Annotated in this window: 12 protein-coding genes; 5 read left to right on the forward strand and 7 right to left on the reverse strand. The window is 69.8% G+C overall.

Annotation, left to right across the window (positions count from 1 at the left end; all coding sequences use genetic code 11):
* Window positions 1–33 precede the first annotated feature (33 nt).
* The 4 genes from NNZ72_RS16570 (at window position 34) to NNZ72_RS16585 (ending at window position 2670) form a co-directional block, all read left to right on the forward strand.
* Window positions 34–273, forward strand: a complete 240-nt coding sequence (locus NNZ72_RS16570; RefSeq protein ID WP_257316511.1) for a hypothetical protein — start codon at window positions 34–36, stop codon at window positions 271–273.
* A complete protein-coding gene (locus NNZ72_RS16575) occupies window positions 270–800 on the forward strand; it encodes a DUF2478 domain-containing protein (RefSeq protein ID WP_257316512.1) in 531 nt (176 codons plus the stop codon). The genes NNZ72_RS16570 and NNZ72_RS16575 overlap by 4 nt, the downstream gene beginning before the upstream one ends.
* Window positions 791–1249 (forward strand): RrF2 family transcriptional regulator, encoded by a 459-nt coding sequence (locus NNZ72_RS16580; protein ID WP_257316513.1) that lies wholly within the window; start codon window positions 791–793, stop codon window positions 1247–1249. Before NNZ72_RS16575 ends, NNZ72_RS16580 begins: the two co-directional genes overlap by 10 nt.
* Before the next feature lie 89 nt (window positions 1250–1338).
* A complete protein-coding gene (locus NNZ72_RS16585; protein ID WP_257316514.1) occupies window positions 1339–2670 on the forward strand; it encodes an APC family permease in 1332 nt (443 codons plus the stop codon).
* A 6-nt stretch (window positions 2671–2676) separates the two neighbouring features.
* Here the strand turns inward: NNZ72_RS16585 and NNZ72_RS16590 are convergent, their stop codons facing one another.
* Complete coding sequence (locus tag NNZ72_RS16590) at window positions 2677–3390, reverse strand: helix-turn-helix transcriptional regulator (protein WP_257316515.1); 714 nt, start codon at window positions 3388–3390, stop codon at window positions 2677–2679.
* 148 nt (window positions 3391–3538) lie between these two features.
* On the opposite strand from NNZ72_RS16590, the gene NNZ72_RS16595 reads away from it, so the two are divergent.
* The gene (locus NNZ72_RS16595) at window positions 3539–4957 is read left to right on the forward strand and encodes an amidase (RefSeq protein ID WP_257316516.1); all 1419 of its coding nucleotides are present in this window, start codon (window positions 3539–3541) and stop codon (window positions 4955–4957) included.
* Window positions 4958–4997: 40 nt separating this feature from the next.
* Here the strand turns inward: NNZ72_RS16595 and NNZ72_RS16600 are convergent, their stop codons facing one another.
* From NNZ72_RS16600 to NNZ72_RS16625, 6 genes are all read right to left on the reverse strand, one after another.
* On the reverse strand, window positions 4998–5342 hold the full coding sequence (locus NNZ72_RS16600; RefSeq protein WP_257316517.1) for a DUF5368 domain-containing protein: 345 nt from the start codon (window positions 5340–5342) through the stop codon (window positions 4998–5000).
* A gap of 13 nt (window positions 5343–5355) precedes the next feature.
* Window positions 5356–6687 (reverse strand): NAD(P)/FAD-dependent oxidoreductase, encoded by a 1332-nt coding sequence (locus NNZ72_RS16605; protein WP_257316518.1) that lies wholly within the window; start codon window positions 6685–6687, stop codon window positions 5356–5358.
* Between the two features lie 35 nt (window positions 6688–6722).
* Window positions 6723–9932 (reverse strand): efflux RND transporter permease subunit, encoded by a 3210-nt coding sequence (locus NNZ72_RS16610; protein WP_257316519.1) that lies wholly within the window; start codon window positions 9930–9932, stop codon window positions 6723–6725.
* Complete coding sequence (locus NNZ72_RS16615; protein WP_257316520.1) at window positions 9929–10891, reverse strand: efflux RND transporter periplasmic adaptor subunit; 963 nt, start codon at window positions 10889–10891, stop codon at window positions 9929–9931. The genes NNZ72_RS16610 and NNZ72_RS16615 overlap by 4 nt, the downstream gene beginning before the upstream one ends.
* 8 nt (window positions 10892–10899) lie before the next feature.
* The gene (locus NNZ72_RS16620) at window positions 10900–11100 is read right to left on the reverse strand and encodes a YgaP family membrane protein (RefSeq protein WP_257316522.1); all 201 of its coding nucleotides are present in this window, start codon (window positions 11098–11100) and stop codon (window positions 10900–10902) included.
* A gap of 313 nt (window positions 11101–11413) precedes the next feature.
* Window positions 11414–12385 carry an FAD:protein FMN transferase gene (locus NNZ72_RS16625; protein WP_257316523.1) on the reverse strand — a complete coding sequence of 324 codons (972 nt, stop codon included), beginning with the start codon at window positions 12383–12385 and terminating at the stop codon, window positions 11414–11416.
* Window position 12386 lies beyond the last annotated feature (1 nt).

Genomic DNA, 12386 nt, shown 5'->3' on the forward strand with positions numbered 1-12386 from the left:
GCCATGACACAGGCTGCGGAAGACCGGTTGTACATGTCGGCGAACGGAGTGCGCAGGGCGATCGGCCCGGACGATCCTGAGGAACGCGCCCGGCTGGAGACACTCGCGGCCGAGGAGTACGACCGCTGCCATCCGGACGACAGTTTCGAGGCTCTGATGCGTCGCGCGCGCTTCTCGAAGGAGGACCAGGGCCTGCTGAAGGACTGGCTCGCGGCCGCCGCCGCCCGGCAGCAGGCCATGCTGCCGGCCGAACCGCTGCGGCGCGCCGCGTGACGGCCGCTCCGGTCGCCGTGGTGCGGGGCGCCGACGGCGAGGCGATCCAGGCGCTGCTTGCCGCCGCGGCGGCCGAATGCCGCGCACGCGGCGTCACGGTGGCCGGCGTCGTCGCCGAAAGCCATGGCCTCGCCGACCGCGCCTGCAGCGCCGGGATCCTACGCGACGTCGCCTCCGGTGCGTCCTGGCCGATCTACCGCGAGGAGCCGCCGCTCGACACGTCCTGCCATCTCGATGCCGGCGGGGTCGAGGCGGCCTGCGCCGCGCTGCTCGATGCAATTGCCGCAAGCGGCCTCGTCGTCCTCAGCAAGTTCGGCAAGCTGGAGGCGGCGGGCGGCGGTCTGTTTCCCGCCTTCGCGGCGGCACGCGCCGCCGGCAGGCCGGTCCTGACGACGGTATCGGACAGGCACCGCGCCGCCTTCGAGGCCTTCGCCCCGGACGCCGCGCCGCTTCCGGCGGAGGCTGCGGCGGTCGCGGCCTGGTGCCGGTCGGCGCGGCCGGGAACGGCGGACGATCCATGCGGCTGACGACGTTCACGGACTATGCGCTGCGGGTGCTGATATATGCCGGCGCGGCGGGCGGCCGGCTGGCGACGGTCGAGGAGACCGCGCGCGCCTACGCCATTTCCCGCACGCATCTGATGAAGGTCGTCAACATCCTCACGCGGGCCGGCTACCTGAAGGGCGTGCGCGGCCGGTCGGGCGGCTTCTCGCTCGCGCGCCGCCCGGAGGAGATCAATCTCGGCGCCGTCGTGCGAGCGACCGAGCCGGATTTCGCGCTCGCGGAGTGCTTCACCGCCGGCAACCGGTGCACCATCGCCGCCTGCTGCCGGCTGCCCGGCGTGCTGAACGAGGCGCTTACCGCCTTCGTCGCCACGCTCGACCGCTACACGCTTGCCGACGTCATGCTGACACCGGACGACTTCCTGACGCCCCGCCCGCCCGTTGCAGGCCGCAAGGCGCCCGAAGTCGCCTGATATTCCGGCGCAGGTGGCCTAATCCCTTGGGGTTATTGGCTTGCGCACGGAATTCCCCGACCCTTTCGGGATCGTCTGAGGAGGGTTGCATGACGGAAAACATCAGATTGGAACGGGCCCTGGGGTTGTGGTCCGTCGTTTTGTTCGGTTTGGCCTACATGACGCCGATGATCGTCTTCGGCACGTTCGGCGCGCTGGCGTCGGCAAGCCAGGGCACGACCGCGATGGCCTATCTCGTCGCCGCATCGGCGATCTTTCTGACCGCCGCGAGCTACGGCATCATGGCGCGGGTCTACCCGGTCGCCGGCTCCGCCTATACCTATGCGCGCAAGTCGCTCAATTCCGGCGTCGGCTTCCTGGTCGGCTGGGCCGTGCTGCTCGACTACTTCTTCCTGCCCATGGTCATCTGGCTGATCGGGGCCGCCTATCTTACCGCCGCCTTCCCGGACGTGCCCGGCTGGCTCTGGGTCGTCGGCTTCATCGTCGTGACGACCGTCGTCAACCTGGTCGGGATCGTCTTCGCCAACCGGGTCAACCTCGTGCTGATGTTCGTCCAGCTCGCCGTGCTGGTCGCCTTCGTCGTGCTGGCGGGCCGCTATGTCGTGGCGCTGAACGGCCCCGGCGGCCTCGCCTCGGTCCGTCCGTTCTTCGACGCCGGGGTCCCCTTCGGCGCCTCGGTCGCCGGCGCGGCGATCGCGGCCTATTCGTTCCTCGGCTTCGACGCCGTCTCGACATTGACCGAGGAGACCCGGGACCCGACGCGCACCATGCCGAAGGCGATCATGATCATCGCGGCGGTCGGCGGCGTCATCTTCACCGGATCGGCCTATATCACCCAGCTCGCCCATCCGGGCGGCGACTTCGCCTCGGTGGACTCCGCCGCGTCGGAAATCGCGCTGATGATCGGCGGCGACCTGTTCGTCACGGTGTTCCTCGCCACGCTGGTGGTTGCGCAGTTCACCTCCGGGCTCGCCGCGCAGGCGAGCGTCGGCCGCCTGCTCTTCGCCATGGGCCGCGACGGCGTGCTTCCGACGGCGATCTTCGGCAGGCTCCACCGCAAATGGCACACGCCGGTCGCCAACCTCGTCCTGGTCGGCATCGTCGGCCTGCTGGCACTGACGATGGACGTGACGACCTCGACCTCGTTCATCAACTTCGGTGCGTTCCTCGCCTTCACCGCCGTCAACGTCTCGGTGATCGCGCTCTACCTGAAGGGGCATTCCCTGGTGCGGCCGCTCGGCGCGTTCGTCGGTCTTATCGTTCCCGCGCTCGGCGCGGCCTGCGACCTGTTCCTGCTGTGGAACCTCGACGGCCACGCGAAGATGCTCGGCCTCCTGTGGCTCGCCCTCGGCGTCGGCTATCTCGCCTACCTGACGAAGTTCTTCCAGGCGGCTCCGCCCGAGATGGAATTCGCCGAATAGCCCGCCTCAGCTCAGGAAGAGATGGAACAGCTCGACCTGGCTGGAGATGTTGAGCTTCGCATAGGCCTGCCGCCGGTGCACCTTGACGGTGTTCGGCGACAGGCCGAGCGTTGCGGCGATCGAGTAGCTCGAGTGTCCCTTGAGGATCAGCGTCACGATCTCCAGCTCGCGCTTCGACAGGGACGGATGGCTGATCGCCGCGGCGGCCTGCCCCTCCGCCCCGTCCGGATCGCAGCGTGCATGCCAGTGGCGCTCCGCCACCGCGCACACCAGGGGCGCGGCGGCCGTAAGGACGGCGATCTCGCCTGCCGAGAAGCCCGGCACCGCACCCATTCGCGACAGGGAAAGGACGGCATCCGCGTGCTGCAGCTTCAGGACGAAGCCGATCTCGTCGACGATGCCGGTCGTCTGGTAGTGGCGCCGGAAATATTCCGTTTCGCTGAAGCGGTCGGGCGCAAGCTCCCGCATCACCAGCAGAGCCGGGCGCTCGGGACGCCGCAGCGCGTCGTAGAAGGGGTCGAGGATGTAGGAGCCGGCAAGGTAGCGGTCGACGATGATCGCCCGGTCGCCGACGATGCGGTCGTTGTAGAGGTCGAAGGCACGGCCCTGCGCGGCATAGCCGAAGCCGTTCATCATCTCGAACGGTGCGAGCCGGGCGAGCGCCCGCTCGAGCGCCTGCGGAAACGCCGCCTGCCCGATGGCGGAGACGGCCTCGGCCATGTTCGCATTCCACTGCTCGAAGACCCGCCGCCGGCCGGCCGCGCTGGATTTCCCATCACGCGAAAGGATAGACGTGTCCGGATCACGGCCCAAGATCGAATTCCCCCGGCATTCACCCCACACATGGATTAGCACGGACCCTCCAGACATGCAGTATGTTTCGCAAGAACGCGCCGCCACCCATCCGCTCGACCTGCCGGCCCGGCATATCGCCGCCGGCATCCGCGACGGCCGCTTCTCGGCCGAATCCGTCATCGCCGAGTCGCTGCGGCGGGCAGAGGCGGTCAACCGGACGCTGAACGCGTTCACGCTGCTGCGCACCGACGCGGCGCTCGCCGCGGCGCGCGCGGCCGACCGCATCGTCGCGGCGGGCGGAGAGGTGCCGCCGCTCCTCGGCGTTCCGTTCGCGGCGAAGGACCTGACGCCGACGCGCGGCGACCTCACCACGCTCGGGTCCTGGTCGACGGGGGATTGGGTTCCCGAGACGACCGCCCTCTGCATCGCGCGGCTCGAGGCGGCCGGGGCGATCCTCGTCGGCAAGACGACGACGCCGGAATTCGCCCATTCGAGCTTCACGGCCAGCCCCCGCTGGGGCATCACGCGCAATCCCTGGAACCCCGAGCGCACCAGCGGCGGCTCCTCGGGCGGCTCGGCAGTCGCGGTTGCGGCCGGGGTCGTGCCCTTCGCGGAAGGCACCGACATGGGCGGCTCGGTCCGCATCCCGGCCTCCTTCTGCGGTGTCGTCGGCTTCAAGCCGAGCCTCGGCCGCATCCCGATGACCATCCTGCCGAGCGTCTTCGACAACATCTCGCATTTCGGGCCGCTCGCCCGCAGCATCGCCGACGCGGTCGCCTTCATGGAATGTACGGCCGGCCCGGATGACGCCGACATCGGCTCGCTGCCCCTGCCCTTCTCGTCGGAGAAGGCCGCCGCCGGCGATCTCTCCGGGCGCCGCTTCGCCCTCTCGATGGACCTCGGCTACTATGCCGTCGATCCGGCGGTGGAAAGGGTGTTGCGCGCGGCGGTCGAGCGGCTGCGCGCCGCGGGCGCGATCGTGGAGGAGGTGAGCCTCGGCTGGACGCGCGCCGTCAACGACGGCTGGTACGACCTGTGGTGCGTCTTCATGTCGGCCTTCTTCGGCGATGCGCCGGATCGCCACCGGGAGCGGATGGACCCGCTCGTGGTCGCGCTCATCGAGCGCGGCCGGTCGATGGACGCCACCGCCTACAAGCGCGTGGAGCTGCTGCGCACCGCGATGTGGCGCGACCTTGCTTACGTGCTCGCGACCCACGACGCGCTGCTCTGCCCGACCTGCGCGATCACCGCGCCGCCGGCCTCGGCCAACGACGACGACTATGTCGCCGACCTGCCGGACGGCCGGTTCCGGGGCCTCGACGTCACCTGCCCTTTCAACCTGCTGCCCCAATGTCCGGCGCTCTCGCTGCACGCCGGATTTGCCGAGGACGGCCTTCCCGTCGGCCTGCAGGTGGTCGGGCACCGCTATGCCGACGAGGCGGTCCTCTCCATCGGCGCCGCCATCGAGGCCGCCCTCCGTCCGCCGGCGTGAGGCGGCTTCCGCTCGGCATCCGACAGGCGAGGCCCCGACGTCACGGCCGGCGGACGAGCGACTGCGCGGTATAGACGAGGATGGCGGTGCCGATGGCGCCCGCTACCGCCACGCCGAGCAGGAGGGCCGCATCGACCGGCCCGCCGATGTCCGCAAGGCTCGAATGCGTCACCTGCAGCACGAAGAGCACCGCGGCGACGGCGCCGAACGGCATGCTCAGCTGGGCGAACAGGAACTTGCGCATCGACATCGCCCTGTCGCGGACGAGCACGTAGAGATAGGCCGCGGTGACGAGGGCCGCGGCCGCGACCATGCTCCAGAAGAGCCCCGTCCCGAAGATCTCCTCCAGCACCGCGATCATGGTTTCCAGTGTCATTTCCTGCATGGTCGCCTCCCTCTCAGGCCTTGCCGCGCAGCATGGCGTTGTAGGTGGCCTTCAGCACCACCTCCTTCATCAGCCAGCTGATCCAGAGCTCTTCCAGCGGCGCGATGAGGCCGGGGAAGCTCGGGACGAGATTGTTGTGGTAGTCGAACTCCACCAGCATGGCGCGGCCGACGCGGGTGATCAGCGGGCAGGACGTGTAGCCGTCGTAGACGAGGCTGCCCTCGCGCCCCTGGATCGACGCGACGAGATGGTCCTCGACCATCGGCACCTGCCATTTGACCGACGCCGCCGTCTTGCCCTTCGGCACGCCCGCCACGTCGCCGAGCGCGAAGATCTCGGGATAGGCGACATGCCGGAGCGTCTTCTGGTCGACCGCCGCCCAGCCCTGGTCCGTCCATTTATCCGTCCAGGAGAGACCGGATTGGCGGATCACCTCCGGCGCCCGCTGCGGCGGGATGACGTGGAGGTAGTCGTAGGGCATCTCGACCCGGCTCGTGCCGCCCTTCTCCGCCTTCGTGAAGGTCGCGATCTTCCGGCCAGCGTCGATCGCGGCGAGCGTCATGCCGTGATGCGTGGCGATGCCGCGCTCGGAAAACAGCATCCGCACCTTCTCCGAGACGATCGGCACGGAGAACAGCACCGGCTGTGGCGCCACATAATGCATCTCGAACTTGCCGCGGCCGATACCGCGGCTGGCGATGTCCTCGATCAGGAACGTGTGCTTGAGCGGCGCGCCGGCGCATTTCATCTCGGTCGCCGGCCGCGTGAAGAGACCGACGCCGCCCTCCCCGGCGAATTTCGACGCCGCCTGCCAGGTGCGCGCCGCATGGTCCGGCCCGCCATAGAGCGCGCCGATCCCGTCCCTGCCGACCATTTCCGGCGAGAAACCCTCGATCGCCCCGTAGTCGAGGACCAGCCCCGGCGCGAGCACGAGGAAATCGTAGGGCAGGGTCTTGCCGCCCGCCGTCGTCACCACCTTGGCGACCGGATCGATCGCCGCGGCCGCCTCTTCGACGAGGGCAACGTTGCGGTCGAGCCAGTCCGCCGTGCGGCTTACCACGTAGTCCGCCGGGCGAAGGCCGGCCGCGACCAGCGAGAGGCCGGGCTGGTAGAGGTGCTCCCTGCGCGGGTCGACGACGGTGATCGTCGCACCGGAGAGGCGCTGCGCCAGCCGGTTCGACAGCGCGGTGCCGGCCGCACCCGCGCCGATGACGACGATGCGCGCCGACGTCTCGACCGTGCCGGCGGCGGATGCCCGCGAGGAGAGGGCCGCCGCGCCGATGCCGGAGGCCGTCAGCGCGAAGAAGCCGCGCCGGCTTACTGCGAAATCCTGGATCGTCTTCACCGGATATCCTCCCTTGAAAGAACCGTTTGCCTGTCTCAGGTGCGCAGCACCCGGTAGATCGCCGGAATGACCAGCACCGTCAGCAGCGTCGAGGACGCCAGCCCGAAGAGCAGCGAGATCGCGAGACCCTGGAAGATCGGGTCGGTCAGGATGACGACGGCGCCGATCATCGCCGCGAGCGCCGTCAAGAGGATCGGCTTGAAGCGGATCGAGCCGGCCTCGATCAGGATCTCGGTGAGCGGACGCGGGCCCGTCGCATCCTCGCGCGGCGCGTGGCGGATGAAGTCGACGAGCAGGATCGAGTTGCGCACGATGATGCCGGCGAGCGCGATGAAACCGATCATCGAGGTGGCCGAGAACGGCGCGCCGAACAGCCAGTGCCCGCCGAGGATGCCGATGAAGGTGAGCGGGATCGGCGTCAGGATGACGAGCGGCACCTTGAAGGAGCCGAACTGCGCGACGACGAGGATATAGATGCCAAGCAGGGCGACGATGAAGGCCGCGCCCATGTCGCGGAACGTGACCCAGGTCACCTCCCACTCACCGTCCCAGAGCAGCGTCGAGATGCGGTCGTCCTCGGGCTGGCCGTGCAGCGAGATCACCGGCTTCGGCAGCCCGGTCCAGTCCTGCGCGTCGAGTGCGGCCTGCACGGCCAGCATGCCGTAGAGCGGCGCCTCGAAATCGCCGGCGAGCTCCGCCGTCACCATTTCCGCGGGCCGGCCGTTGTGCCGGAAGATCGGGAAGGAGGCCTGCTCCTCGTCGATCCGCACCACGTCGCCGAGCTCGACCACGCCGCGCTCGCCCGGTAACAGGTTGGCCGGGATCGGCGTCGTCAGGAAAGCCTCGGTGACGCGCCGCTCGGCCTTCGGCCGCTCGAGGCGGACCGGGATCGGCAGTCGGCCCTCGCCGCGATGCGAATAGCCGATCGTCGTCCCGCCGTTGAGGATCGCCAGCGTGTCGAAGACGTCGCTCTCCTGCACGCGGAAGAAATCGAGATCGTCGCCGGAGATGCGGGCGCGCAGCCGCCGCGCCGCGATCCCGTAGGAATTGTCGACGTCGACGATGAACGGCACCGAACGGAACGCCGCCTCGACCTTCCCCGCCACCGCGCGCCGCGTCGCCGCATCGGGGCCGTAGATCTCCGCAAGCAGCGTCGCCATGACGGGCGGGCCGGGCGGCGGCTCGACGACCTTCAGGCTCGTTCCCGGCGGCACGGCGACCGCCTTTATCCGCTCGCGGATGTCGAGCGCGATGGCATGGCTGGAGCGGCTGCGCTCCGCCTTGGAGAGGAAATTGACGGCCACCTCGCCCATGTTCGGGTCCGCGCGGTAATAGGCGTGCCTGACCAGCCCGTTGAAGTTGAAGGGCGCGGCGGTGCCGGCATGGGTCTGTACCGAGCGGACCTCGTCCATCTGCGTGACGATCCGGGCGACCGCCTGCGCGACCGCATCCGTCTCCTCCACCGACGCACCCTCGGGAAGGTCGATCATCACGGCAAGCTCCGACTTGTTGTCGAAGGGCAGGAGCTTCACCGTCACGTCCTTGGTGTAGAAGAGCGCGAGCGAGCCCAGCGTCAGCACGCCGACGGCAAGGAGGAACAGCCAGCTACGCGCCTTCGAGGCGAGGATCGGCCGGGCCGTCGCCGCGTAGAGGCGGCCGAGCAGGCCGCCCCGGCCATGGTCGTCATGGGCGGCGACGGGCGGCCTGCCCGCCGCCTTGAGCATCAGCCAGGGCGTCACCGTCACGGCGACGAAGAAGGAGAAGATCATCGCGACCGACGCGTTCGCCGGGATCGGGCTCATGTAGGGGCCCATCATGCCGGAGACGAAGAGCATCGGCAGCAGGGCCGCGACCACCGTCAGCGTCGCGACGATGGTGGGGTTGCCGACCTCGGCGACGGCGGCGATCGCCGCATCCTTGCGGCTGCGCCCGTCGGCCATGCCCCAGTGGCGGGCGATGTTCTCGATCACCACGATCGCGTCGTCGACGAGGATGCCGATGGAGAAGATCAGCGCGAACAGCGACACGCGGTTCAGCGTGTAGCCCATCGCCCAGGAGGAGAACAGCGTGAGCAGGATCGTCACCGGGATGACCACGGCGACGACCAGCGCCTCGCGCCGCCCGATCGCCAGCCAGACCAGCGCGATGATCGACACGGTCGCAAGGCCGAGATGATAGAGAAGCTCGTTCGCCTTCTCGTTCGCGGTCTCGCCGTAGTCGCGCGTGACCTCGACGGCGACGTTCTCCGGTATCAGCGCGCCTTCCAGCTCATGCACACGGTGGAGGATCCTTTCCGCGACCGTCACGGCGTTGGCGCCCGCCCGCTTGGCGATCGCCAGCGTCACCGCGGGAACCCGGAGCGCCCCTGGCTCCGCGCGCGTCACGGTCGAGACCAGCACGTCGTCGGACGCCGTGACGAAATCGACGTTCGCGACGTCGCGGACATAGACGGGGCGGCCGTCGCGCGCGGTGACGAGCAGGTTGCCGATCTCGGCCGGCGTCTTCAAGGTCTCGCCGGCCACCAGCATCACCTGACCGCCGCCGTCGCGGACCCGACCGGTCGGAAGCGCGCGGTTGGCGCCCTGCACCTTGCCGGCGAGCTGCTGCAGCGTCACGCCGGCAAGCGCCAGCCGGGCCGGATCGGGCGCGATGCGGATGCGCTCGTCCGTCTCGCCGACGAGATAGGTGAGGCCGACATCGTCGATCTTGGCAAGCTCGTTGCGCAGCTCGCGGGCGATGCGGGTCAGCACGCCCGCGTCGACCGTCTCGGCGCCCTCCGGCCGGGGCGTCAGCGTCAGCGAGACGATCGCCACGTCGTCGATGCCGCGGCCGATGATCATCGGCTCGGGGATGCCGGTCGGGATGCGGTCGAGGTTCGCCCGCACCTTGTCGTGCACGCGCAGCACCGCGGCATCCGACGAGGTGCCGACGAGGAAGCGCGCCGTCACCAGCACGCCGTCGTCCTGCGACTGCGAATAGACGTGCTCCACCCCGTCGATGCCCTTGACGATGGTTTCCAGCGGCTCGGCGACGAGCTTGACGGCATCCTCGGCGCGCAGGCCGTCGGCCCGCACGCGGATGTCGACCATCGGCACCGAGATCTGCGGCTCCTCCTCGCGCGGCAGCGAGATGAGGGCGATCAGGCCGAAGGCGAAGGCGGCGATGAGGAAGAGGGGCGTAAGCGGGGAGACGATGAAGGCGCGCGTCAGCGCACCGGCCAGGCCGTCGCGGTGGGCACCGGTCATGGGACCTCCACGGTCTCGCCGGCCGCAAGGCCCGAGACGATCTCGACCAGGGCGGCGCCGCCCCGCTCGATGCGCTCGCCGACGACCACCGCACGCTCGCTCGTCGCCGCGCCGTCGCCGGCCCGCACGAAGTCGACGCCGTAGCGGTTCGCCACGGCCGCGGCCGGCACGAGGATCGCCTGCCGCTCGTCGACCGGAAGCTCGACGAGGACCCGCGCATCGACGAAGGCGGTGTCGAGCGCATCCGCCTCCACGTCGGCGATCACGCGGCCGTTCTCGATCCGCGGATAGACCTTCGCCAGCCGGCCGGCGACCTCGCCGGCATCGGTGGTGACGCGGATCGCGGCCCCCTCACCGAGCGCGCGCGCATGGCGCTCGGGAACGGCGAGGCGGAGATAGAAGCCGCCGCCGCCGATCGTCGCGACCGGCTCGCCGCCCATGACCACGCCGCCCCTGGTGACCGGCGTCGCCAGCACCCGCCCGGAAAGCGGCGCGAGGACGTCGCCTTCCGCCTGCTGCTGCAGGACGACGGATTTCTGCGCCTCGGTCGCCGCGATCTGGTTGCGGGTGACGTCGACGTCGGTGCGCAGCTGATCAAGGCGCTGCGCCGTCGCCACGCCGCGCTGGGTGAGCGACCGGCCGCGCGCCAGCTCCGTTTCCGCCCGATCGAGCTGCGCCTTCAGCGCCGAGAGCTGCGCGTCGATCGCCGCGACCTGGAAGGCGAGCTTTTCGTCGCTGACGGAAGCGATCGTCTCGCCCGCCGCGACGGTATCGCCCTCGGTGACGAGCAGCTCGACGACCGTGCCGCCGATCCGCGCCCGGGCCGGCACGACGTTGCGCGCCTCGATCCGGCCGTAGACGGCCTTCCACTCCGTCACCGGCACGGGCTCGACGATGATCGTGCCGGCAAGCGCCGTCGATCCGGCAAGCGCGAACAGCAGGGAGAAAAGCAGGCGCATCGGGAACCTCAGAACGCCGTCCCCGGCTTCACGCCGAGCCGGCGCATCACCATCGCCGCCGGGCAGAAGCCGGTGAAGGCCGACTGCAGCATGTTGGCGCCGACGAAGACCGTCAGCCAGACGAAGTAGGGCGAGACCCAGACGGTCAGCGCGACGGACAGAAGCACCATGATGCCGGCGAAGGCGAGGACGGAACGGTCGAGGGTCATTGCATGTCTCCTTCAAAACAATGTATCTACCAATATACGAATTTCCGTAAGTATTGCAAGTGAACGACCGACGCCTTGTTCGGAGCGGATTTACAGCGGCGAAACGTGGCCGATCTCTCTTACGTTTATGAGATGCGCGGCTTTGCCCTCGCCCTAACTCTCTCCCCGCAAGCGGGGAGAGGAGACCTGCCCTGCGAAACGGTGGCGTTTCGGGAAAACGATACGGCAAACCCCTTCTCCCTGCAGCCAAGGAGAAGGTGGCCGGCAGGCCGGATGAGAGGCAGCATCACCCAACGACCCGATGGGCGGCCTCTCAGCCGATGTGTCGATAGCCCCCGGCCCGGTCGTAGAGGTGAACCTCCACACCCGCCGGCAGCGCGGCGGCGATATCCTCGGCGCGCATGAAGCTGAAGGCGGTCGAGAGCGCGTCGGCTCCCGCGGCGGTCGGCGCGACGACGCTGACGCTGCGATAGCGGTCCGCCGCCGTGCCGCTCCGCGGATCGATGAGGTGGCAGGGCGAGCCGGGGCCGGCGAAGCGGAAGCCGTCGGTGCCCGACGTCGCCATCGCCCGGTCGACGAGGTCGACGCGTGCCGCCGTTCCGGCGATGCCGGCGCGCCAGGGCGTGCCGTCGCCGCGCGGGCCGAGCGCGCGGATCTCGCCGAGATCGGCAAGCGTATGCTCGACGCCGCCGGCGCGCAGCAGCGCGATCGCCCGGTCCGTGATGTAGCCCTGGGCGATACCGTTCAGCGTCAGCGCCATGCCGGGGACGCGAAAGGCGATGCGGTTGCCGTCGAAGGCGACGCGGTCGAGCCCGACGCGCGTCAGGGCCGTGCCGATCTCCCGCGGCGATGGCCCGGCCGGATCGGCCTCCGGCGCCGCGAAATGGCGGGCGTAGAGCGTCCACAACGGCTGGATGGTCGGATCGAACAGCCCGCCGCTCAGGCGCCAGGCGGCGCGGCTTTCCTCCAGCACCGCCACCAGCTCCGGCGGCGGATCGGCGAGCGCGCCGTTGGCGTTGAGCACGTTCAGGGCGGAATCGGGTATATAGAGGCTGAAGATGCGCTCCAGCCGGTCGATCTCGACGACGATGCGCCGGATCAGCCGCTCGGCCTGCTCCCGGTCCGGGTGATGCAGGATCAGCTCCGCCGGTGCGCCGAGCGCGCGCCCGTGCCAGCGCACCGCCTGCGGCGCGGCGCGGGCGGGCCCGCCGAGCGGCAGCAGCGCGAACCCCGCGGCTGCGGCGGAGATGCCGAGGAAGCGGCGGCGGGAGATATCTGCGCCCATG

Source organism: Shinella pollutisoli, from assembly GCF_024609765.1.
Lineage (GTDB): Bacteria > Pseudomonadota > Alphaproteobacteria > Rhizobiales > Rhizobiaceae > Shinella > Shinella pollutisoli.

Bases quoted from the DNA above. Each gene is read 5' to 3' on its own strand.
- NNZ72_RS16570 (WP_257316511.1), top strand. From the start codon at position 34: ATGTCGGCGAACGGAGTGCGCAGGGCGATCGGCCCGGACGATCCTGAG.
- NNZ72_RS16580 (WP_257316513.1), top strand. From the start codon at position 791: ATGCGGCTGACGACGTTCACGGACTATGCGCTGCGGGTGCTGATATAT.
- NNZ72_RS16585 (WP_257316514.1), top strand. From the start codon at position 1,339: ATGACGGAAAACATCAGATTGGAACGGGCCCTGGGGTTGTGGTCCGTC.
- NNZ72_RS16590 (WP_257316515.1), bottom strand. From the start codon at position 3,390: ATGGCCGAGGCCGTCTCCGCCATCGGGCAGGCGGCGTTTCCGCAGGCG.
- NNZ72_RS16595 (WP_257316516.1), top strand. From the start codon at position 3,539: ATGCAGTATGTTTCGCAAGAACGCGCCGCCACCCATCCGCTCGACCTG.
- NNZ72_RS16600 (WP_257316517.1), bottom strand. From the start codon at position 5,342: ATGCAGGAAATGACACTGGAAACCATGATCGCGGTGCTGGAGGAGATC.
- NNZ72_RS16610 (WP_257316519.1), bottom strand. From the start codon at position 9,932: ATGACCGGTGCCCACCGCGACGGCCTGGCCGGTGCGCTGACGCGCGCC.
- NNZ72_RS16615 (WP_257316520.1), bottom strand. From the start codon at position 10,891: ATGCGCCTGCTTTTCTCCCTGCTGTTCGCGCTTGCCGGATCGACGGCG.
- NNZ72_RS16620 (WP_257316522.1), bottom strand. From the start codon at position 11,100: ATGACCCTCGACCGTTCCGTCCTCGCCTTCGCCGGCATCATGGTGCTT.
- NNZ72_RS16625 (WP_257316523.1), bottom strand. From the start codon at position 12,385: ATGGGCGCAGATATCTCCCGCCGCCGCTTCCTCGGCATCTCCGCCGCA.